Source organism: Rhodococcus sp. 06-470-2 (genome assembly GCF_002258235.1).
Lineage (GTDB): Bacteria > Actinomycetota > Actinomycetes > Mycobacteriales > Mycobacteriaceae > Rhodococcoides.
Genome location: NZ_NOYB01000031.1, coordinates 205046 through 227084, shown reverse-complemented (window position 1 = coordinate 227084; position 22039 = coordinate 205046). Strand labels below are relative to the sequence as shown.

Here is a 22039-nt window from a genome sequence, read left to right as displayed (position 1 = left end):
GTAACAGAATCAAATTCCGTGCAGGGTGATCGTCATTCAGAACCGCTGAACGACGTTCATGGTCGGGTGCCTCCACCCTGAGCACAGGGAGACTGCCATGGCAATTATTGGTATAGCGATCGAATCTGGCTCGATGCAGACAGTGCTGTTGGAGCCGACCTCGGGCGAGGTTCTCGCCGACCGGACGACCCCGCTCGATCCCGACGCCGCCTCGGTTCTCACCGCCGCGATCGAGACGATGCGCAGCGAGGCGGCGACGCTCGACGAAGACGTGGACGCAGTGGGAGTGGTGTATCGAACCGAGGAGGAGCGCGCGGAGTTCGCGGATGCCCTCGGCGACGAACCCGCAGTGCTGTCGTCGGTGACCGAGTCGTTCCTCGGCTGGCTGGCAACCTCGGAAGAATTCGCCGACGCGAAGACCGTGCTTCTGTACTACATGGGCGACACGGGCGTCTCCATTTCTCTCGCCGACGCAGCCGACGCCTCGATCACGCCGGCGAAGACTGCTGCGCTGGACTCGATGTCGCCCGAGCGCATCGGCAGCACCATCCCCCTGGCGTGGGAAGTGGTCGATCAATCCGGCAAGAAGCCCGAGTTCGTTGCGTTGTTCGGCGACCGGTCCAGTAGTCGAGACCTGGTCGACATCCTGTCCCTCGGACTCGGCGTTCCCGTGGTGCGCGTGGGTGATGCGGACCAGGTCGCAGCGCGGGGAGCTGCGCTGCTGGCACATCAGGAGGAGCCGACAGCAGTGGCCGCACCGCCGGTGGCGACCGAGGAGTCGGAGCAGGTCGAGGCCGTCGAGACCGAGGTCGTGGAAGCGGAAGAGATCGACGCCCGGATCGCCGTCGTCGAGGCCGCGGAGTCCGATCCAGAGGTAGCGGCGGACGCGGATGTCGACAGGGTGGTAGCGCCGCTTCCGGTGCCTGCCGTGCGGTCGGTCGTCGGGGCCGAGCCGGTCCGGTCGGCAGGCTCCGGGCGCAAGCTCGTGTTCGCCGCAGTGCTGCTGGCCGGGGTGCTCTCTGCAGGTGTCGCGGTCGCTGCGACGTTGCCGGATGAATCCGAGACGACTGCCGAACAGAGCGTCGATCGACGCGACGCCGGTACGGATCTGGTGGGGGCGACTCGGCAGGCGGGCCCCACCACGTCCGACCCGGTTGCGGCCGTCGTTCCACCGGCACCGGATATTGCTCCCCCGACCGAGGCGATTCCCCCGACAGTGGACCCGTGGGCGGTTGTCGAGCCCGCACCGACCACTGAGCCTTGGGTGCCACAGGATCCGCCACGTCAGGCCGTGGCGGCTCCGCAGCCGGCAACGACCACGGTGGCCCCTCCGCAATTCACCGTTCCCGTTCCCATTCCGGAGCCGGGTAAGTCGCCCGAACAGCTCGAACAGGAAGCGTGGGATCGGCACTGGCAGCAAACCGGTGAGTGGATTCATCAGGAGCTCTCCGGCGGCTGACGGTGAACGGTTTCGTATGACGAGTGATGACAGACTGGCTACGGCCCGTCTGTCATTTTCTCGTTTGGAGGATTCATGCCCGCCGATTCGCGACCCGTCGACGTTCGATCTGCAATCGCATCGCAGATGCCCCGAGCGAAATCGGAGCTGGCAGAGTTGGTCCGGTTCGCCTCGGTGCACGATCCTCGGCAGTTTCCGGTCGAGGAATGCACCGGTGCGGCGCAGTGGGTGCAACGGGCATTCGTCGACGCGGGAATTCCCGACGTCCAACTGATCGAGACGGTCGACGGCTCACTGGCGGTCGTCGGTTCGCGGCCGGCTCGCGCGGGAGCGCCGACCGTTCTGCTGCACTCGCACTACGACGTTCAACCTCCGGGTGACCGAACACTGTGGAACAGTGAACCTTTCGAGCTGACCGAACGGGACGGCCGTTGGTACGGGCGGGGTTCGGCGGACTGCAAGGGCAACGTGATCATGCATCTGCTGGCGCTACGGGCACTGGGGGAGTCACTCGACGTCGGCGTGCGCATCATCTGCGAGGGTTCGGAAGAGATGGGCACGGGCGGGTTGGAAGCGCTCGTGGAGCAGCGACCCGAACTGTTCGTCGCAGACATGGTCGTCATCGGCGATACCGGGAACACGAAGGTGGGATCGCCGACGGTGACGACCACGCTTCGCGGTATCGCGAATGTAGTAGTGCACGTGGAAACGCTTGCAGGAGAAGTGCATTCCGGAATGTACGGCGGTCCTGCTCCCGATGCGCTCGCAGCCTTGGTGCAGGTGCTCTCCACGTTGCGGAACGAGCAGGGAGACACCGTGGTCGACGGTCTGGACGGAACGCAGACCTGGGACGGGGTCCAGTACGACGCCGAGCAGTTCCGTGCCGATGCCGGGGTACTCGACGGCGTCGGGCTGGCCGGCTCGGGCTCGGTAGCGGAGGCGGTGTGGGCGCGGCCCGCTCTGACGATTCTGGGGATCGACTGTCCACCGGTGGTGGGGTCTGCTGCTGCGATCTCGCCTCGTGCGTCGGCACGGCTCAATCTGCGGGTACCGCCTGGAACGGATCCGCAGCGGGCTCAGGATGCCCTGGTGGCTCATCTGGAGGCGCGTACGCCGTGGAATGCGCGCCCCACCGTCGAGCGTGAAGCGATCGGATCGCCGTTTCGAGCCGGGACCGACGGGCCGGGATATGCGGCGCTGTCCGAGGCGTTGGAGGAGGCATTCGGGCATCCCATGGGGACGGCCGGCCAAGGTGGGTCGATTCCGCTGTGCAACGCGCTGGCTCAGGTGTTGCCGGACGCCGAGATCGTGCTGATGGGCGTCGAGGAACCTCGGTGTCGGATCCACGCTCCCAACGAGAGCGTGGATCCGTCGGAAATCGAGAAGATGGCCGTCGCCGAGGCGTTGTTCCTGCAGCGACTGGCCGGGTCCGGCAGTGAGGACTCAGACAGCTAGATCGCGGCGAAGCTTGGCGACGTGGCCGGTGGCCCGGACGTTGTACTGCGCCACCTCGATCTTGCCTGCCTCGTCGACGAGGAACGTGGAGCGAATGACGCCCTCGTAGACCTTGCCGTAGTTCTTCTTCTCCCCGAATGCGCCCCACGCCTGCAACGTCGTCTTCTCCTCGTCGGAGAGCAGGGGGAACGTCAGCTCTTCCTTGTCGCGGAACTTGGCGAGCTTGGCCGGCTTGTCGGGGGAGATGCCGATGACTTCCAGGCCTTCTCCGTTGAGCTCGGCAAGGCTGTCCCGGAAGTCGCAGGCCTGCTTGGTGCAGCCGGGGGTGCTCGCGGCGGGGTAGAAGTACACGATCACCTTCTTGCCTGCATAGTCGGCGAGAGAGACGTCGTTGCCGTCGGCATCGGGCAGGGTGAACGCCGGAGCGGTGTCGCCCGGCTCGAGCTTGCTGTATTCGGTCACCGCACGAGACTATCGAAATGTCGTCGTGCTCTAGGCTCGACTGCGACCGAGACTATTTGCAACAAGTTGGAGGACACGTGGCCAAGGACACCGACCGGATCGAGCGCGAGATCGAGGCCGCTCGCAATCAGCTCGCCAGCACCCTGGACGAGCTGAGCGTCCGTGCCAGCCCCAAGAACATCGTCGCCAATACCAAGCAGTCCGTGGTGGCCAAGCTCGACGAGCCGGCAGTGAAGTTCACTCTCCTCGGAGTCGGCGCAGTGGTGGCAGTTCTCGTGGTTCGCCGGATCTTCAACTGAGTCAGCAGGCGCTCCGACCAGCCGATTTCACATCTGGCGGTATCTGCTGTTAATGTTTCTCCCGCACCGCAGAGAACACGCGGTGCGGATCGGCGCCATTAGCTCAGTTGGTTAGAGCAGCTGACTCTTAATCAGCGGGTCCGGGGTTCGAATCCCTGATGGCGCACACTAAAACACCCCGTCACCAGCGTAAAGCTGGAGGCGGGGTGTTTTGCTTCTGCGGGGTTTTGCACCAACTCATCACTTACTCATCACTTTGAGGGCAAAGTGATGAGTTGCTCGCTCCGTTGCTGCTAGGAGCTCCGCGCGACCCCATGGAGGTCGTCTTCGCGCCTGCGGTCCGTTTATGGTCTCGAAAGTTCAAGGACAGATCGGTTCCAGGTTGCGGCGAGCGCGATCGGTCCCGCCTGCCGAGATCCGGCCAGAATTGCCGATGATGGGGCCAGGGCCAACTGTCCACGCGACCGGCTCAGCCGGACCTTGATGCCTGGGGAGGCCTAAGTCTTGGGCGCAAACTTGTTCAGCGCATCGCTCATGTCTGGGGCCAAGGTCACTCGCTGGATGTAGTGCGCTTCGGTGACCCTTGTGTTGGCGTGTCCCAGCTGAGCCTGAGCTGCTTCGACCCCGTAAGTCTCCTTCACCAAAGTGGCCACGGTCTTTCTGAGCGTGTGAGGAGTTACCCAGCCGAAGTCGTCGCCGCGTGCAGCTCGCCATGATCTCCGAACGTTCGCCGGCGACACCCAATTGCCGGTGCCCGTCACGAACAGCGCGTTCTCCGGGTTGTGAAACGTTGGCATAGCGCGCCTACGTCGGAGTGCTGTGACTGCGAACGGCGGGAGCACCACGGTAAGCGGAGGTGCATCACCCTTCCGGAAGTTCTGACGGAAGAGGCGTTCGCCTACCGCTCGCGGAACAACAAGAGTTGCGCTGAATGTGACGGTCGGGATCGGCGAGTCCAGATCGACTTGGTCCCACTTCAAAGCCAAGAGCTCACCGATGCGCGCACCTGTGGCAATCAGGAGCATAAGAATGTCCTCGAGATCGGCACCGGGTCGTTGTCCGAGCTTCGGCCGTACGACCCCATATTCGTCGATGGTCTGGTGGCGAGAGTAGTTCCGCACGCGTTCGCGCAATTCGTCGAGCTCGTCGGAAGTCAGCGCGCGGACTGCGGACTTCTTTGGGGTCGGTCTCGGCGTATCGCGAACTGGATTGTGGCTGAGGAAGTCGAACCGTACGGCGATACCGAGCATGCCGGACATCACGATCCGCGACATCCGAGCGCCACTCATGGTCCTCTCTCCGATCGAATTGATCAGAGAGTCAACCTTCCCTGCCGTCATTTCACGGATGAGGATCTCGCCTACAGCTGCCGCACAGTAGGCGTTCCATGCTTGCCTGTAGCCCGTTATTGTCTGCGGCGAAACAGTTTTCGTCTTCTGAGCTATCCAATAGGTGAACAGCTCCGACATCGTGGACGTCTTGCTCAGTTCAGCACGCTGAGAAGGATGTGGCGGTTCGCGGTTGACAATTTTTTCCTGCAGTTTGCGTCGCGCTTCGGCTGCGGTTTTTCCACGAGCTTCGACCAGCCGTCGCTTGCCGTCCTGATCTCGGATGCGAACGCGCGCCACGCTGACGCCACCCGACGTCGTGGTCGAGATTCGACCCCACTCGCCAAGTCTGAAGGGGTCCCTAGCCATCTAGTTCGTCTCCGACCGCCATTCCCAGTTCGGTCATCTTGTGAAAGAGGTCCTCCGACCGCCTGCGCGCATCCTCGTAGGCCATTTGCATGGTTTCGATGTGCTCTGCCGATTCGCTCTTCGACAAACCGTTGCGCAGTTGAACTCGCGCGCGCCGCATCGTCTGTAGCGACTGGAGCCATTCGCGTGTGATGCCGACACGGTCGTTTCGAGGGTCGAACTGCTCACGTACCCACACCCCGGCCGACTCTTCGGTGTCGGCCTCGGTCCAGTCTGGCGACGGCTTCATGAGACCTGCTTCGCCGCTGAACCATCTAAGAGCCTCGTGCGATTCTTGCTCCAGCCCAGGAAGGATCTCGACTGGGCCCTTGGGTAGGTCTGGGTACAGAAGTTGGGCCGGCGATACGCCGAGTGCTGCTGCCAAGACAAGTAATTCAGCAACATCGATGCTCTTCTTGCGCCCTGTCTCCAGATCGGCGACTACCGACCGTGAGATCCCGAATCCGATATCGACTGTGCGATCCGAGAGCTTCGCCGCTGACAGAGCCGAGTGTTCCTTACCTCGGAGTCGTCGAACTTCGCCGGCGACGCGGGCCACTAGCTGTTCGGCCCAAGACTGTGTCATAAGAACGCAGTCTAGCTGATTTTTCGCAAGTGTTGTGGCAGCGCTACTGAATTGCTACTTTGTGGTGGAACCACATGGATGGGACTCGGTCGAGTGCGCGATTGTGGCTTCGTCACACAGAATGCGGAAAGGAAACACCATGTCTCGACGGTTGTATTCGGTCCAGGAAGCGATGGCTCGGACGGGTCTCGGACGTTCCAACCTGTTCAACAAGCTTGCGGCCGGTGAGATTCGCAGCGTCAAGGTCGGTAAGCGCCGACTGATTCCCGACACGGCCATTGACGAGTACATCGTCGGACTGGAGGAGGCGGCACGCGTCAGCTCGGGCGTTGCCTGACATGCCTCTCACTGCAGACCTGTACGAACTAGAGACGCCCCCGGCGAGTTCCGGTGTTACGAGCACCGGTGCCGAGGGCGTCCTCGAAATCCCCACCATGCAGGAAGGAGCTTCGTCCTCGGATACTAATCGGTCCTGACGCGCCTCACAAGGCGTTTTGCCGCGCTCATGCCCTCACTCTGCTTCGGGATGTTGTCGACGCAGAGCGGGGATGAGTGGAGGCCGGATTTACCCATGTCTAGGTGAATCCATCTGCGTACACACTGTTTTCGCGGTTGTCTATGTAACGCCGTACCCCTGCGTGGGTCCGGCGTGCAGTTGAAGTCCGCCCGCAGTCGCTGTCGCAGCGTCGTTTTCTGGCAGAGCCCGACGAACAACCAGCCTGCCGCCGGCCTGTGCACCCTTTGTAAATCCTCGGAGACCGGCCTCGAGGCACCACCAGCTCGACTGATCATCGAACGGGTGGCGATACCGATTAGCCGCGCGTCCACTGAGACGCGGGGCTATCGGGCGTGGAGCGGACAACGTGGGTGCGGAAATTGGCTCAGGGGCCATGGGGGGTCCGGAGGGAATGAACGAAGTCCCTTGTCTGTCATACGTCACCACTATGGAGGTATCAGTTGAGTTCTCGACCCATCTGCAAGGCTGACATCACCAAGTTGTCCGGCATGACGAACCGTCATTCAGACGTCGATTTTTCAATCCTTGCCGCGCCCTTGCTTGTATCCGTTGTGGACGCAAAATCTTCGAAGATGCAACCAGGGCAACACACTTGGTTCCTTGGACACGAGCGCAGCAGCCCGCCGGCGCAGGCCGCTCCCGATAGCGGTACGGCGGCGTTGCCCGCCAGTCCCATACCTGAATTACCCGCAAAGAGTGCCTCAGATGACTCGCTGGCGACGGGCGTCATACGTCCTGCGGTGGTTACACCTCCCATGCACACAAGGGATGTCACTCACACCCGGGATGTATTGGTAGTAAACGCTTCTCATGCCACTATGGCATGTCTTTCGCCTTTGGGGCGTGACTCGCGAATCGAGCCCCTTACTTGCAATACATCCAGCACTTCTACGGGGCCCGACACATCCCTCGGTTCGAAGGCGTGCATGACATTCCAGTCCCGCTATACCCCCAGTTCGTCCCATTCATCTATGGAAAGTGAGACCCACCATGCCCGCTGACATCTTTGCGTTCTGCAACCAGAAGGGCGGAGTGGGCAAGACCACCACCGTCTTTCACCTCGCCTACGCCGTTGCCCAAGCGGGGAAGCGAGCACTCGTTATCGACGTGGATCCGCAAGGCAACGCCAGCACAGTCCTGACCAGGACTGGGCTAGAGAGCGACGATGTCGGTGTTGCCGACGTACTCGCCGAGTCGTCGAACGCGACCATCGCCGATGCTGTCGTCCCCACCATCTGGCCTGGCGTAGACCTGGTACCCACGTCGCCGGGAAACGAGTCCCTGGCCTATGTCCGCGATCAATTGGTCGTCGCCGGTGCCGGCCGAGAACGGCGGCTTCGCGACGCAATCGACGTCGTACGAGGCGTGTATGACGTGATCCTCATCGATTGCCCACCTAGCCTCGATCTGCTGACTATCAACGCCCTTGTTGCAGCGCGCGCCGCCGTCGTCGTGACTCAGTCCGCGCTGTTCTCAGCCAATGGACTCGCGCGATTGCTGCGCACCATTGATGCAGTCAAGCGCAGCTACAACACGGACCTCGCCATGCTCGGTGCGATCGTCAACCTCCACGAGATCGCGACGATCAGCGGCCGAGAACAATTGATCGAGATCGCCTCAAGCATCAACGTTCTCGGCGATGCCGTTCCCAAGCGGGTTGTCATCAAAGACTCGATGGAGGCCCAGACCAGCCTGGTCGACTGGGGGACAACACAATCTCGCAGCCTGTCGACGATCTATCGGGACACTCTTGCGCTGCTCACGAAGGGACACCTGTGATGGCCCGGCCCGAACGTATGAAGAGCGCACTCGCCGGATCGAGCCCGGTCGATCCGCCGGAGAACTCGCGGCAGCCCCACGACAGTGTTTCGTCGGCCGAGACCGGTGCGCAACCGTCACCGGACACCGCAAAACAGAAGCGTTCGTACTACCTCTACCAGTCCACCGTCGACGATCTTCTCAACGCAGCCGAAGCACTGTCCGCAACGCCGGGCGCGCCGCGGGGCCCGTCGGATCTCGTCAATGCGGCAATCGAAGACTACTTGGAGTTGTTGCGCAACAAATTCAACGACGGTGCGCCGTTCCCGCAACGAACGGGTCCGCTCGCACGAGGACCGAGAATCCGATGAGCCGATCACACTCCGCGGCAACCCCGTTGACAACGAAGCCGTCAGACGTCGTTGCGCTCCATCCAGCGATCTTGCAGTGGGCCCTCGCAACGGCCGTTGCGCTGACAGTTGGCATTGCCGGGGCGTCCTTCTGGCTCAGTTTCGCTGTGTTGCGTGATCTCGCGGTGATGGCTGGGATAGGTCCCGGCGAGGCGTGGGTGATTCCAGTCGTGTTGGACGGCGCAATTGTCTCGACAACAGTGACAGCCATTGCGCTGTCGAATCACCCGGACGACCGCACGATCAAGGGCCGTCGCTTCGTCGTCACGATCTTGCGTGTCGCCGCATCGGCGTCGATTGCGGGTAACTCGTACCACGCAGTGTTGAGTGCGACCTTGCTTCCAGCCGTAGTCTCGGCGGGTATTGCCACCATTGCACCTATTGCGCTCCTTGCGATGACCGAAGTACTGGCCGTCATACTTCGTGCGCCCCGCGGAGCCGTCAGAGTGGAATTCGCTCCAAGTGCTGCCACAGAGGAGCCGGACTGGACAGACACCGAGTTCAGCCAAGAAGGCCCCAGCCCGGGCCGGGATGACTCAGAGGGCGAAGACGGCACGCGGGGAGAACACGTCGAGACGGCGGACTCGCTTCGACTGCAAGTCGACGACCTCACACCGGAAGTTGCGCAAACAGCACGGCTCCGACACGCCCACCGCGAATGGTCGTGGGCACGAATCGGTAGAGAAACGGACGGCTCCGTTGCATCGACCGCGATGCGCCGATATCGGAAGTGGGAAGAAGTCACCGCAGGGATCGTCGATCGCCACCAGGACGGACAATCCGAGTTTGATGACAAGCCAGCCAGCGAGCGTGACCGGATGTCCGCAAGATAGAAGTGCTACCGCGACATCGAGCCTGGTTGCTTTCCGTCGCTCCCGCGCAATCACCCCAGGCTGTTGATGGCTATGAGGTGGTTGCGCCCGGATGGCTCAGTCTGCGTCGAGGCACGCGCTGCCCTGAGACCACCTCCGGCGGTCTCCGGATTGAGCTCCGCTGCGCTCCGCACAGCAGAAAGAACAATTTCCTTCGCACATCTGGCTCCGGTCGAGCATGCAACACCCTGACCCGTCTTACCCAACCCTGACTCCGCGTTGCTCCGGCCCGATGGGCTCCGAAACTTTTCAAAGCGCCTGCGGCTGAAAACTTTCCGAATCAGGGCCAGGACGCCGGTCCAGTGCGCCGCCTTCTCTCCTTCGAGCCAGATGACGGCGAAAGAAATTGGCAGAGCGAAAGGGCCGGGGGAGCCGGTCACGCAATAGAAAGAGAGCCCGACATGCCGCAGAACGCATCCAGCACAGGACGACGGACCACCGCCGCACACAACGCCCGGACCACCGGAATTGTCACCCACACCACCGTCCTGGTCTCCGGGCCCCAACAGGCCACTATCACCGCTACCTCCGCGGCAACCGACGAAGCGCAGATGATCGTCGCACTGGGTCACGTCATGATGACCTTCCGCAGCGCCGAAACAGTATCGGCAGTCATCACCGGATTTGCTACCGTCCGGGCCGCACTCGCCGGAGCCGACGGACAAGCCCCCCACCCCGCCCAGCCGGGCGCAGAATTCGGTGCCGCTGCGATCTCCGTCCTATGGCTCGACAGCCCCGAACACACCGCTGTCCCACACCACCGCTACAGCACCGAACAACGCCGCACCATCCACTGGGTAGACCTGCACATGGGACCAGTGACCTGGCGCATCACCGACCGCATCGGGTACGACACTCTGATGGCCGAACTCCGCCGCGTGCACCGTGCTGCTGTCGGAGTATTTCTCGACGGCGGCCGCTACCGCCGCGACCCCGCCAAGCTCCTCGATGTCTTCGACGACGTCTGATACCACACGTTCGGCCCCAAACCCGGGGCCGAACGTCATTTATCCACAGGCTGACTCGACACGACAGTTATCCACACCCTCTCCTGATCTGTCCCCGCAGCGAACGCTTTGTTACGGACCTCGTGTGACGCTCGATTAGAAGCAGCTGGCCGGCACGAGCGACAAGGAACCAACGATGATCACCTGGACAGTCACCACACACCCTGAGGACAACCCAGAAATTCTGACCGCAACCGGGGCAGAACCCAATCTCCAGGTTGCGAAACGCGCCGCCGCCGATGCCGTCCGTATCGCCCTCCTCGACGCGCGCGAGCACGCATCGTCCGACAACGGCAGCCCGCCGTCCTACCTCGTCACCCTCGACGGAACCTGTGCACTCATCGTCGGACTCGGAAGCTGCAGGCCCGAGAACTACAACGCCGTCCTCGACAGCCTCGAGCAGTTCGACGGCACCGCACCGCCAAACCTTCTCTACATCTGATCCACACACCGGAATGACGACGAATGCGGCATACCCAAGCAAAGCCCCACCGGAATGTCGAATCCAGTTCTTCCGCAACGGACCCGCGAATAGAAACGAGGCGAACAGATGACCCCGTTGAGAGCAGTCGAACCCACCGACGACGACGATCACGCTGATCTGACGGACCATCCGGAGACGGCACCGGAAGCACTGGTCATCTGCGCGCTGATGTGGTTGCAGGACACCGACGAGGCCGTCCGCATTGCAGCGTCACTGCAGGCCAACGATTTCCACGATCCCGTCTATCGCGAGCTGTACGGCATCGTGCAGGAGCTCATCATCGACAACCTCCCACACGACCCCGCGAGTGTTCTGGGCGTCCTCGTCCGGTCGGGTGCCAGCGGACACCGCGGTGCCCGGCTGCGTCGAACACTGACCGACGTCACCGCAGCGAACGCATGCGGTGCGTCGGCGACCGACTACGCCGGCATGGTCCTGTCAGAAAGCTACCGACGTAGCTTCTTCGACGCAGGGATCAGAATTCAGCAGCTCGCCGAGGAAGCGCCGGAAGAATTCCTGTTCGACCAGCTCGTCAAAATCGGAAGGGCGCAACGTGAAGCGACGAACCGCCTGAACGCCTTCCGCAGCGGCAGCACACTATGACCGCGCGGAAAGAGACAGAGTCGGGCGACGAGCGGCGTCGAGCTGCCCTCGCCTCTGCACGATTGGCCGCCATCGATGTCGCGCATCTCGATAAAGGCGAAGTCGAGGACCTCGCTGTTGGGCGGGAGATAGATGAAGCGCTCGCCGCCGGCACGACGCTCAGTGACGTCGCGCGGTCCATCGGTCACACCGAGGCAGTCGCCTCAGACCTTCTGGGCAAGTTCCGAGAACTCCGAGACAGTCTCGCGGCGCGCAACCAAATCCCTCTGTTTTGAGCAACATTCAACGCACACCTCGTATTGCCGCTACAACTCGAATAGGCCGCCGCCATGAATTTCATCCGCATCGACACCGACCGAGGCACCCTCTACGGACCGTCCTTCGCCGAGACTCTGACGCACTTTTTTGGACAGAACCAGTACGTCGAGTGGGAATGCCACCAGCTGACCGCAGGGTACTCCGGTGGGCGGTGCACAGTGTCGACTGCAATCCGAGTGCATCACCGCGGACAGTGGATTGTCGCAGCCAGGTCCTTCGGCTCCCGCCCGGTCGATGCGCTCCCCGAGTGCGCAATGCGCTTCGGATCCAGTTTCGCTACCGCACCGTTCGATGCACCCGAGTTACCTCGCTGGGTGTACGAGTGGGCGTATGACCTGCTGGTCTGAATGGACGGCAGAGATCGACCGGTGCAGATCGAAAGCGAACTTGCTCCAGCGCTACGGCGTTGACGCGGAGCGCTTCCGTGCACTGAGCATCTTTCGGCCCACGCCCCAAGCCCGCCACGTGACGAAACTTCGACGAGATGTCAGAAGGTGCTGCGCAGCGCGCCGCACTCCGAACCAGCCACACGAAAGGAACCCGGCCCGTGCCAGCACAAGCCTGGATCACCCTCATAGTCGGCGTCTTCGCCGTCGTTGGCGTCGCCGGAACCGTCAACCAACGCACCCGAGCGGACAACCGCTCCCAATCCTGGCAACGAATCACCTGGTGCCTCGAACGCACCGTCAGCGACAACCCCGACGAGGTTGCCCTCGGCTGGACGGTGTTCGGCACCGTAGCCGCGACACCGTTTATCGCCAAGACCGACCGTCGCACACTCCGAGCAATCGCGGACCGTGACATCGACCCCGGCAGCGCCGATCTGGCGGAAACCGACGACAACAGTGACAATGGACCTACAGCAGACCGCGAGGAGCGCGCATGACCACCACCGAACCACGCCGCGCATGGACCCCCGAGCAACGCCGGAAGGTCCGCGCCGCAGCCGCAGGAGCCTCGATCAAGCTCCGCGAGTACGACAACGATCCGGTCCCGCAGTGGCTACGCGATGTCGCCGCAGGCAAAGACACCAAGCCGTCGACTGACTGACCGCCCCATCAACCCGACAAGGCCCGCCCCCAACCAAGGGACAGGCCTTCGTCATGTCGTGCACGTCGGGAATCGATGCCGTCGACTACGCCGAACGAGTGGCCGCCATGCGGGAGGCAGGTGAATCGAACTCCACTGCGCTTCGTCCTGCCACGGCCCGGGCAGCAGAGAGAACGTGAAGCGGCGGCTCGAGTAGCCGCAGGCGGCGCGCCCCGCCTGTCAGTGTGCGGCCTTGTACGCCTCTTCGATGTCGGCCGGGATGCGGCCGCGTTCGCTGATCTCGTAGCCCTGGTCGAAAGCCCACTGCCGAATCGCTCGCGTCTGCTCTGGATCACGCTTGGCTGATCCGTCGGCCGCTGTAGCGGCAGATGCAGCAGCGGGGGAGGGCTTGCGCTTGCGGCCACCGACTCGCGTCGCGTGTTCGACATAGTAGTCGAGCTTCTTGTGGAACTCGTTCGCGTTCTTCGCTTTCAGGTCGATCGAGTACTCGACGCCGTTGATCGCGAATTCGATCGTCTCGCCGGACTCGTCGTCGATGACCGACCCGTCGATATCGTCCACCAATTGGGTTGTCACTCGTTTGGCCACAGCCGGAGAACCTTTCTTCGATGCATTCGCAATGCGCTACCGCATTCGTAACCATGAGCGTAACCAGCACCGTGATCCGCACTCTCATCGACACGAATATTCGAGCATCTATCGAGTCGTATGCGATCCCGCAGTCGGATGAACAGGCGGCGAGAAAGCAGTGCCGCTGACGCGCAGGTGAGGGCCTTCACAAACCGTTAAACGCAGCCGAACAACAGTATTCGGACGCGTGGACGCTTCTTCAGTTCACCTTGCGGGGCCGCCCCATGTCGGTCACCTCTATTGATCGTACGAGTCGCCCAAGTCTGATGTGCCGGGGCCCCGACTAATTAACCCACGCTCGCTCTTCGGGGTTGACAGGCCACTTGCTATCTTCTTCCCAGCCGCTGACCGGATTGTTCGGTCTAGTGCTGGGCGCGGTCAGCGAGCCGGGATGCGCAGAAGTTCCACAGTGCGGCGTAGCGCTGCTGGCCGCGGGAGCCGCGTAGCTCGGTGAGTGGGCGTCGGGCGTCTATTAATGCCGTTTCGTAGCCGTTTCGTAGCCTCTCGCCCAAGTGCGCTCCTACGCTTTGACAAGGGGCGAACGCTTTCCGCTGCCATCCGGGCGATGAACGCCCTGCCAAGTTGATCGGTCACGTGGCCTCGTCCACGTTGAGATTCAGTTGAGTCCGACCAGCAGCCTACGAGAACCAGTTGCTGTTATCTGCGAGTGAGGACAGGGGCAGTGCGCGCTCTGCTGCGTACATCGACATCTTGTCGAGCGCAAGTTGGACGACGTCCACAGGCCACTGGTCTGGATCGCGCAGTACTGCTTTGGAGATGGTGGTGGACATTGTGGCCAGGCGTGCACGACCGGCCCATTCGCCGGAGGGAAGTTCTCGGCGTGCACCGATAAAGGTGTCCAATTTGATCTTCCGTGGGGTTCCCGCGGCCTCGACTGCAGGGCGCCCGTCGGCAGTCCCGGCCAAAAAGACATCTCGTAGTTCGGGTGATAGGCGGGTGGTGACGCGCTCTCGTGTCAAGTCGGATCCAACGATCCATGCCAACCACAGGGTCCGTCCGGATAGGGTCAGCTGCTGTAGCCGCAGGGCGTCTGCGATGTTGAGGCCACGGATGCTGTGGAATTCGTGGTCTCGTCGCAACGCCTGCTCAACAGTGCGAAAGTGTTTGGGCAACAGGGTGTGGACGAGTCGGTCGATTGTGGGTCCGAGTTCGACGAAGGTGCTGGTTCGCGTGTGGCCGAAGGCCGCGATCAGGCGGAGCATTTGCTCGATCGGAGTGGTGATGGAGAGGAATTCATCCTGCCACCAGGTGGGGTCGTCTTTGTGGTGGCGGTACGACGCTTCGGCTCGTGCCGCGTCCGTCAGCGCCTGTGTGCGAGCGTTCGACGCAATGTCCATCAAGTCGATGTTGTTGGGAGCGGAGGCGACTGCGCGCCGGAGTACCCATCCGTCCCCCCAAGTGCGAGAGTGCGCTTCGAGAGATGATTGCCAGTCGCTTGTCGACGCAGTGTCGGGCAAGTGTGTGCGTACTGTGGTCGCACTGTGTATGAGGTCGGTCAGCGAAGTGTTCGGCCCGTCCGGAATCCATTGGTGTCGGATACCCTCTGCGGCACCGTTGTTCAGATCATTTCGTGCGGCATCCAGGATGTCAGTGTCCGCGTCGTCGTATTCACCGTCGTTGAGCAACTGGACGCGCCAGTTGCCGGGGTCCTCGTAATCGGTGAGTGCGGAAATAAGTTGATGTGTCTGGACCGAGTCGAGGTTATGTAGTGCGCGGAGACGTGCAGCGGTTTGTAACCAGGCTGTGGTGGGCTCGAATTCTCCCCACCACCAGCTCGAAAGCTGATCGTCCGGTACCGCGTGAGCGAAGAGGCTGAGTGAAGCGGCGTCCCGCATCTCGGACGTGATTTGAGAGTTCGCGAGTCGCTCTTTTAGGTGTGCCACAGCCTGACTGCGGCCAGCGCGATCGCCCAGTCTCAGCGGGGTCCCTGCTGCGTCGAGGACGCCATCTTGGGAAAAGATGACGCCGGGTCCTTCTAGGACGAAGTCGACTACACCGCGGATCTCGGTGGTGGTCAAACCGTCGAAAATGCGATCGTTGAGCACCATGACCGCCATTGCGCGTACGAGCGGGTGCGGCGCAACACGGTTGTCGACCGCGCAAAAGTTGCCGTGTAGTGCACGAATCTCACCGCGGGTGAGCATCCCGATGAAGAATCGGCAGACGTTGGCCCAGTACGGGCGTTCGAGTAGCGCGTTCAGCCCGTCGTCTCGCGAATTCCCCTGGCCTTTCGGCGTGAGGTTGTCCGCGATGTGCAGTGCTGCAAAGTACTCACGAAGAGATTGCACCTCGAACTCGAACGCGTCGTCGCGCTCGACCAGACACAGCACTCTATCGGTGATTGCTGAGTAGAGCTCGTCGGCTAATTTCTGCTCTTCTGGCTGACCGGCCAAGTATTCGCGCAACAGATGCCGTAGCTCCTCTCGGGTGATCCTGCCGGCGCTACGCCCCGTCTCCGCTCGCGATTGCAGGTACCAGCCGAGGTAGGCGTGAGTGTCCTCGACGACGCGTCGCTGTTCGGCCAGGAGCGGCTCTTTGTCTTCGGTCTGTTCGCGGTCGAGAAACGTTTTCAAATACTCGGCATAGAGTTCGGTCCGCTGCTGCGGGAGCAGCTGGCGGCGATACAGCAAGTGCAAGAGAATTGCCAATTGCATTGGATAGGAAGCCAATTCGTTGACATGAGGAACGTGCTGACTATCCAAGAATGTCGCTTCCAGACGCGCTGCTGCGTCGGAGGGCAGTCTCGACACCTCGGACCAACGTTGTAGATACTGCAACCGCAGACCAGGTGTGAGTCGTTGGAGGTGCAAGGTTGGGAAGGCGCCCGAAGACGTGAGCGGCTGCAACGAGCTGCCGGGCCGGGTTGCAACCAAGATCATCAAATCGGCAGCGTCGGGGGCCAATCGCCCTCGGCACTGAACGATTTCGTCGACAACGCGCGATCTGTCCGACACTTTGGCCACCTCGTCGAGCCCATCGAGCGCCAACAACACAGGCTCGGTCGCGATGAGGTCAGTAAGGTCGTCTGGTTTGAATCGTTGTGCGCCAATATGGCTGCCAATCTCTTTGAGCAGATACTCCTCGAGACTGGACCAGGTGTCGCCGTCGGGTGTTCGTGATGGCTTACCCTTCCTGCCGGCGGCCCGGGACGGGGTATCGATCGCCCACTGAGCGTATTTGCGCAGATCGACTCGTATCGGGAACCTGTTCACAGCTGTCACCTGGTCTAGCTCGGCCTGGGTGGCCGTGTATGCGTCTTTCTTACCAAGTCGACGGGCGCGGTGGAATTGGCACACGTACTGCAGCACAGTCGATTTTCCTTGACCTGGTCCGCCGACGAGGACCGCGCTGCCCTGCCATTGTGGATGCAAGAGAGCTTGTGTTGCGCCGGCGACAACGAAGCCGGATGCAGACTCCAGGTCGGTCGTATCTCCCGGAGCAGTTTTGCGGATGTGACCGAAGAGCGTCGCAACGGCGGAGTTGTCTCGACGGCATCCAACAGGGACATCGACGAACATCGAATCCACCGAGGGACCGTGCAAATCGACCTGCTGAAACTGAACGGTGTTCTCGGCGGTGTATCGATCCCCGAGGTAGGAGCGAAGCACTGATTGAAGTCTGTCGCGGCGCTCCTGGTTCTTCTCGTGGGACACCTTCATCTTGACAAGTTCATTGACGGCATAGCCGGCACCGTGGTTGGCGTCGATCAGGGTGTGGTGGGTCGGGCACAGCAGCACCAGGTTGTCGTAGCCGTTGACGTCTGCGTAACTCGCGTCGTAGCGCGGTCCACCGACGCTCCGCGCCCGGATGTGGGCTTCCATGCCGACTACGACAACATCCGAACTCCCCGACACCACATTGTCGATGTCGACGGTGAGCATCTGCCAGCAGCCTGGAAAGGCGCACCGGTTGTGGGCGCGCGTCCACAGCATCTTGCGCGTGCGTTCACTGATCGCCATACAGATCTCCCCCGGGACAAACGGTAGTTACCCCATCCTTTCAGCGGCCGCCGACGTTAGCGTCTCCACGGTCCACTAGCTGACTTTCGGCGGAATGCGGAGGGTCTTCATCTCCCTTCGCTGCCAGCCGTTGACGGCGTCGTAGTCGAGTATGTAGTTGCCGGCAATCAGGATCACCACGTCGATCTCGGAGGGCAGCGTCAGCGGCGTGACAGGGGTGCCGTCGTCCTCTTGAAGTGTGCGGATCATGCCTTCGGCGGGCCCGTTGCTGTCAGCGATGAGTACGGCGATACCTCTCCACGGTTCGGCGGCGAGGGACGCTCGTAAATTCGCGGCCAGATCGGAATCGAGCCACTGACCGAGGAAGTGAACGACGTCGGTCTCAAGGTCGGTGGTGCGTGATGTGCCGTGCGAGTCGGTGAAGATAATTCCCGGATCGAAGGGTGAGTCAGGGACCGAGGAACAGACCCACGAGTGTGTGAGTTGGCGGATGGCCAAATCGTGACCAGCGTTGATCTCTCGTTCGGTCTGGTGGTTTCTTTCTAGCCGTTCTAGTTCGGCGGTGAGGTCGGCGACCAGGGATTTTAAAGCTGGCGTCTGACTGTCTGATCCGAAAGTAGCGTGCCCGTGGCTGGTGTCGATGAAGACCAGCCATGTCCTCGTCAGCGAGGTAACCGGATGGAATGGCTCATGCCCGAGGTGCTTGATGCGTCGAGCGTGGTGTCGCCGTACCGACGCGCTCGTCAACTGCTTCACTTCGACGGCCGTCGGCACTGATACGGACAGAGCTGTGCGGTAGTCAGGCTTTGGCTTCTGCGTCGATCGTTCGCACACTCGCTCGAAGTCGAGGCCAGTGAGCGCAGCCGCGACAGCGATCGCCTGCTCTTCCTCGGCACTCGGCCTGCAGTCCGAATGTATGTTGCCGGGAGCGCCGCAAGAGTCATGGGAGACATTCATGGTCAGCGACCGCCCCTTTGTTTGAGCAGGTCCCAGCTCAATCTGGCCATCTCAATGGCACTGCAGTAGTGGTTGGCCAGTTGGCCGAAGGAGCCGCCCGCGGTGAACAGTGCTCGGCCGTATTCGTCTGCTTCGCCCGCTTGCTCGATCGATGGGGTGCCATTGATCTGCCAGGTGAGTCCGTGTGCAGCTCCAGATGTTGCTTGCCACGAGAGTTTGATCTCGTTCGCCAATTGACGGGGATCATCGGCGGACCGTTTGCTCGCGACAAGGCTCTCGGCTAGGGCGTCGGCAGCAACGCCGATCTGGTCAGTTGTGGAGACGCGGAGTTTGTCCCAACTCTTCTTCGAGGTGACACCGAGCTTTGTGTTGATCTCTGATAGCCGTAAACGGACGTGAGCGAGGACGGCGGCAGTGTTTTCGTGGCTCGGGTCCAGGTGGGTGAGTTCACTCAGATATCGCGCGTGGTTGCGGAGTTCGTCGGCGATCGAGATGCGATGCCGCTCAATCCGCTCCTGCCGCTCGGCCGGGTTCAGCAGCCACACAGCCAGTGAGGCCGCGACCAATGCAGGTCGGCAGAGACTGAGGTGGGCATAGGGGAACAGCACCGGTTTTGGCACGTCGAGGTGGACACGGATTGCCTGCAAGTGGTCCAGCGCCGCAGTGAACGCTTGGTATGCGCTTTGAGACAACGGGTGTGGGATCCAGTCTTCGTCGTCCAGGTGAAGCTCGCTGCTCTTTGCGGGTGTGAACATCGCTGATGCTGCACGCATCTTGTCGAGCACAGGGAACCGCTCGCGGATCGCTTGCTCGCACGCTCGCTCGGATTCGTTAGCGCTCATGACAAGTAATACTCGACCACCCGTGACCGGAAGTGAAGCGGCTACGTTGGCGGGGTCGGTCCATTTGCTTGCCCGCGGTAGGGCACGCGGGACGGTTCCACGTCTATCCGCGATTGTCCGGAACTCAGCCTTCGCCGAGTAGGCAGCACCTACCATTCGCAGGTGGAGGAATTAGATCCGGCTTGGCGTGGATGGAGCGATGAGCAGGGGACTGCAGCTTTCGTCCAGTGGCGTTTCGCGCGATCCGATATCGCTGCGTTCCATCACTTGACAGCGCGGTGGTCGACGGAGGCTATCGACAAGATGTGGGCTGCGATCAACCAGAGTCCCGGCACCGGAGACGAGCTCGACCCGATCGACATTCTTTTCGGCCAACTGCACGACGTGATGCCGCACGACTACGACTGGATGCTGCACTCGGCAACCGTGAAGGACTCGGTGACAGCGTTTGAGGTATATCTCGAATCGGCGGCAGCGGAAATGCTGTATCAACATCACCTCAAGTGGGCCGGTCGTGCTGACAGATCGGTGAATTGGGGGGTACTCAAGGCGTTCTATGCCCGTCTCGGCGTTGACGTGGACACGGACGAAGTACGACTGATTCGCCAGCTGCGGCACACCCTGGTGCATCGGCGCGGAGCGCTGAGAACAGAAAACGATCGAAAGCAGTTCCGCACGCGGGACGGACTCACCGTGGATCTGGACCTCGATTACGTGCAGCAATCGACCAGCGTGTTGGCGAAGGTTGTCCAGGCAGTCGAGCAGGCGGTGGTGCCCTACGTCTCCACATCACGTCGTGATCTGAACCTCGCAGATGCGGGCGGAGTGCGTCCGCGTGCGAGAGGGCGTGCGGGTCAGTAGACCGGGACACGATGTTCCCCTGTTGCAGTGTTGGCTCTAGACACCTTGGGGTCGAGTAGCAACCCGCACAGACTTTTCGGGGCTCATATGCCGTCTCAAGTCGACGAATAACCGCGACAGATCTGTTTGTGAAGTGATCCAGATCCGCGCCTCCATTCTCCGAGATGTAGCCTGGCCCGACTTCGCAGAACTCAATCATTACGTTGTAAGCGTCGTTGGGTACAAACCGTTGTCGACGTTGACCGGGCGATAATCGTCAAAGGAGATCGACCACGGGCACGGTGGGTCAGCGGAGAATCTGGGCTTGGTAGTCGAGCAGTACTTGGTCCGGGATGTCGGCCCCGAATTTGTGAAGAATTCTCTGGGCAAGGTCGACCCCGGTGCGGCGGGTGTCGGTGAGTAGCTGTGTGGTGGTGATCGTGTGTGAGGCCGGCACTTGGTCCGCCGTGATGATGAGGTCGTTGCGTATGTCGCGTTTCCGATCGCCGGAGATGAGTTGGCGTCCGGAGACGTTGTTGAGGGCGATGTCGAAGGTGATGGTGTCGCATTCGAGGGTAGTAGCCCAGCGGGCACCGAACTCGACGATCTCGACCATGTAGAGCAGGACGTCCCAGACGGCGACTGCACCGGTTGCTGCTGGGTGCGTGGCAGCCAGTTCGGGGCTGTCGGGATGCATGTCGGTCGCCAGCGCGCGGCGGTGGAGGAACTGGCCACTGGTGAATAGTCTCCATGCCTCTTCTTCGTGGACGCCGGGCGCGGAGATGTCTTGAGCAATCCAGCGTCCGTGGCGGACGATCGGCTCTCGCTGGTCGACCATCGGTACGGGCCATCCACGCAGTCGGACAACGTGCTCGATGAGGGTGGCATCGAGGCGCGCAGGGTTGAGTCTTTCGCGCTCGTAGGTTCCTGGGCGGATGGCGATGTCGGTGTACGCCCACGACCCGAAGAGCCCACCGTGGGGGTTGGTGGTCAATCCGGTGTGTTCCGATCGCGGTTGCCAGGCTTGTGATCGTTCTTGCGCGTATGCCGTTTTGTCGGTGTCTTGCTGGAGGTCATTCAGGCCTAGGGGTAGTCCCGCTGCACCGGCGCGGCGGACGAACTCGCGCACACCTTTGCTGATTGCGATCTCCAGCAGGTCTCGCATGTCCGATGACGAGGGGACGGTCACTGATTCCGGTTTGCCCCGTGGGCGGACGTACGTGAAGCCGTTTTGCAACACGTCGGGAAAGCTCTTTTTGCACACGTGTGGGACGCGGTCGAATTCGGAGATGTCGAGGACGACGACGGTGACTCCGTTGGACAGCGTGTACTGATCCGTTTGGAATGTAACGGGTGGGTCGCTGTACTTTGCCAGTGCAGCACTGACGTTGTCGAAGTCCGACCAGTCCGCGGCTTGGGTGGTGCTGAGGCCGGGCATCATCTCGCGCATGCGTTTGTCGTCGATGCCGAGACAGACAATCCCGCCGTCGCTGAGGTTGCCCATTGCCATTGCGGCGCGAGCGATCTTCGCGACGTAGGCCTTGTGAGCGAGGTCCCCAGGTCCTTTGACCTCGAATGGACGTGTCTCGTGATTCAGCGCGAGGTGCTGCTCGACGTCTTCCTTTTCGATCATGGTGTGGACACTAGGGGCAGGCGACCCGCGCGGTGGGGGGAACTCAGCGTTATGCCCCCACCGGTGCGGTTGGCGCGTTGCGTGCCGGGGTGTGTCTGTTCAAGGGGTGCCAGTCTTGTCGTTCACCGGCTTGGGGTTCGG

Annotated in this window: 24 protein-coding genes and 1 tRNA gene; 16 read left to right on the top strand and 9 right to left on the bottom strand. The window is 61.8% G+C overall.

The annotated features are described in order from the left end of the window. The first annotated feature begins 133 nt into the window (after positions 1–133). On the top strand, positions 134–1459 hold the full coding sequence (locus CH276_RS15595) for a hypothetical protein (protein ID WP_094631373.1): 1326 nt from the start codon (positions 134–136) through the stop codon (positions 1457–1459). A gap of 75 nt (positions 1460–1534) precedes the next feature. After that, positions 1535–2914 (top strand): dipeptidase, encoded by a 1380-nt coding sequence (locus CH276_RS15590; RefSeq protein WP_094631372.1) that lies wholly within the window; start codon positions 1535–1537, stop codon positions 2912–2914. On the opposite strand, the gene bcp is transcribed toward CH276_RS15590, so the two are convergent. Further along, positions 2903–3376 (bottom strand): thioredoxin-dependent thiol peroxidase, encoded by a 474-nt coding sequence (bcp, locus tag CH276_RS15585; RefSeq protein WP_032375973.1) that lies wholly within the window; start codon positions 3374–3376, stop codon positions 2903–2905. The two genes, CH276_RS15590 and bcp, sit on opposite strands and share 12 nt — an antisense overlap. A gap of 77 nt (positions 3377–3453) precedes the next feature. On the opposite strand from bcp, the gene CH276_RS15580 reads away from it, so the two are divergent. After that, on the top strand, positions 3454–3675 hold the full coding sequence (locus tag CH276_RS15580; RefSeq protein ID WP_094631371.1) for a DUF3618 domain-containing protein: 222 nt from the start codon (positions 3454–3456) through the stop codon (positions 3673–3675). A gap of 92 nt (positions 3676–3767) precedes the next feature. Continuing rightward, a tRNA-Lys gene (locus tag CH276_RS15575) sits at positions 3768–3841 on the top strand. A 331-nt stretch (positions 3842–4172) separates the two neighbouring features. Here CH276_RS15575 and CH276_RS15570 read toward each other — a convergent pair. Together CH276_RS15570 and CH276_RS15565 are read right to left on the bottom strand one after the other, a co-directional pair. Next, complete coding sequence (locus CH276_RS15570) at positions 4173–5303, bottom strand: tyrosine-type recombinase/integrase (RefSeq protein ID WP_176459273.1); 1131 nt, start codon at positions 5301–5303, stop codon at positions 4173–4175. 61 nt (positions 5304–5364) lie between these two features. Then, on the bottom strand, positions 5365–5997 hold the full coding sequence (locus CH276_RS15565; RefSeq protein ID WP_094631369.1) for a helix-turn-helix domain-containing protein: 633 nt from the start codon (positions 5995–5997) through the stop codon (positions 5365–5367). Between the two features lie 139 nt (positions 5998–6136). Here CH276_RS15565 and CH276_RS15560 point away from each other — a divergent pair, with 139 nt between their 5' ends. The 11 genes from CH276_RS15560 (at position 6137) to CH276_RS28520 (ending at position 13016) form a co-directional block, all read left to right on the top strand. Then, positions 6137–6334, top strand: coding sequence for an excisionase family DNA-binding protein (locus CH276_RS15560; RefSeq protein ID WP_032368532.1), 198 nt, complete (start codon positions 6137–6139; stop codon positions 6332–6334). A gap of 1170 nt (positions 6335–7504) precedes the next feature. Next, positions 7505–8293, top strand: coding sequence for a ParA family protein (locus CH276_RS15555; protein WP_094631368.1), 789 nt, complete (start codon positions 7505–7507; stop codon positions 8291–8293). Beyond that, entirely contained in the window at positions 8293–8643 is a 351-nt protein-coding gene (locus CH276_RS15550; protein WP_094631367.1) for a hypothetical protein, read from the top strand. Before CH276_RS15555 ends, CH276_RS15550 begins: the two co-directional genes overlap by 1 nt. Beyond that, positions 8640–9515, top strand: coding sequence for a DUF2637 domain-containing protein (locus CH276_RS15545; protein ID WP_094631366.1), 876 nt, complete (start codon positions 8640–8642; stop codon positions 9513–9515). The genes CH276_RS15550 and CH276_RS15545 overlap by 4 nt, the downstream gene beginning before the upstream one ends. Positions 9516–9955: 440 nt before the next feature. Next, positions 9956–10522, top strand: a complete 567-nt coding sequence (locus CH276_RS15540) for a hypothetical protein (protein WP_176459272.1) — start codon at positions 9956–9958, stop codon at positions 10520–10522. Between the two features lie 175 nt (positions 10523–10697). Next, on the top strand, positions 10698–11003 hold the full coding sequence (locus CH276_RS15535; RefSeq protein ID WP_094631364.1) for a hypothetical protein: 306 nt from the start codon (positions 10698–10700) through the stop codon (positions 11001–11003). 108 nt (positions 11004–11111) lie between these two features. Continuing rightward, a complete protein-coding gene (locus CH276_RS15530) occupies positions 11112–11648 on the top strand; it encodes a DnaB-like helicase N-terminal domain-containing protein (protein ID WP_094631363.1) in 537 nt (178 codons plus the stop codon). Positions 11649–11710: 62 nt separating this feature from the next. Beyond that, positions 11711–11923: an urea amidohydrolase gene (locus tag CH276_RS15525; protein WP_254924324.1), complete on the top strand. Its 213-nt coding sequence runs from the start codon at positions 11711–11713 to the stop codon at positions 11921–11923. Positions 11924–11977: 54 nt separating this feature from the next. Next, a complete protein-coding gene (locus CH276_RS15520; protein WP_094631361.1) occupies positions 11978–12313 on the top strand; it encodes a hypothetical protein in 336 nt (111 codons plus the stop codon). 200 nt (positions 12314–12513) lie between these two features. Next, complete coding sequence (locus CH276_RS15515) at positions 12514–12852, top strand: hypothetical protein (RefSeq protein ID WP_141214736.1); 339 nt, start codon at positions 12514–12516, stop codon at positions 12850–12852. Continuing rightward, positions 12849–13016 (top strand): hypothetical protein, encoded by a 168-nt coding sequence (locus CH276_RS28520; protein WP_155290501.1) that lies wholly within the window; start codon positions 12849–12851, stop codon positions 13014–13016. Before CH276_RS15515 ends, CH276_RS28520 begins: the two co-directional genes overlap by 4 nt. A gap of 219 nt (positions 13017–13235) precedes the next feature. Here the strand turns inward: CH276_RS28520 and CH276_RS15510 are convergent, their stop codons facing one another. The 5 genes from CH276_RS15510 to CH276_RS15495 all read right to left on the bottom strand — a co-directional run bounded on the left by CH276_RS15510 (position 13236) and on the right by CH276_RS15495 (position 19425). Continuing rightward, the gene (locus CH276_RS15510; protein ID WP_094631359.1) at positions 13236–13604 is read right to left on the bottom strand and encodes a histone-like nucleoid-structuring protein Lsr2; all 369 of its coding nucleotides are present in this window, start codon (positions 13602–13604) and stop codon (positions 13236–13238) included. A gap of 404 nt (positions 13605–14008) precedes the next feature. Further along, on the bottom strand, positions 14009–14158 hold the full coding sequence (locus CH276_RS28515; protein ID WP_176459271.1) for a hypothetical protein: 150 nt from the start codon (positions 14156–14158) through the stop codon (positions 14009–14011). Positions 14159–14284: 126 nt separating this feature from the next. Continuing rightward, positions 14285–17626 (bottom strand): HNH endonuclease, encoded by a 3342-nt coding sequence (locus tag CH276_RS15505; protein WP_094631358.1) that lies wholly within the window; start codon positions 17624–17626, stop codon positions 14285–14287. Positions 17627–17701: 75 nt separating this feature from the next. Further along, the gene (locus CH276_RS28220; RefSeq protein ID WP_141214735.1) at positions 17702–18400 is read right to left on the bottom strand and encodes a hypothetical protein; all 699 of its coding nucleotides are present in this window, start codon (positions 18398–18400) and stop codon (positions 17702–17704) included. Positions 18401–18585: 185 nt separating this feature from the next. Further along, positions 18586–19425 (bottom strand): hypothetical protein, encoded by an 840-nt coding sequence (locus CH276_RS15495; protein WP_094631356.1) that lies wholly within the window; start codon positions 19423–19425, stop codon positions 18586–18588. A 162-nt stretch (positions 19426–19587) separates the two neighbouring features. Between CH276_RS15495 and CH276_RS15490 the strand changes: the two genes are divergently transcribed. After that, entirely contained in the window at positions 19588–20286 is a 699-nt protein-coding gene (locus CH276_RS15490; RefSeq protein WP_141214734.1) for a hypothetical protein, read from the top strand. A gap of 286 nt (positions 20287–20572) precedes the next feature. Here the strand turns inward: CH276_RS15490 and CH276_RS15485 are convergent, their stop codons facing one another. After that, positions 20573–21898, bottom strand: a complete 1326-nt coding sequence (locus CH276_RS15485; protein ID WP_094631354.1) for an AlbA family DNA-binding domain-containing protein — start codon at positions 21896–21898, stop codon at positions 20573–20575. Positions 21899–22039 lie beyond the last annotated feature (141 nt).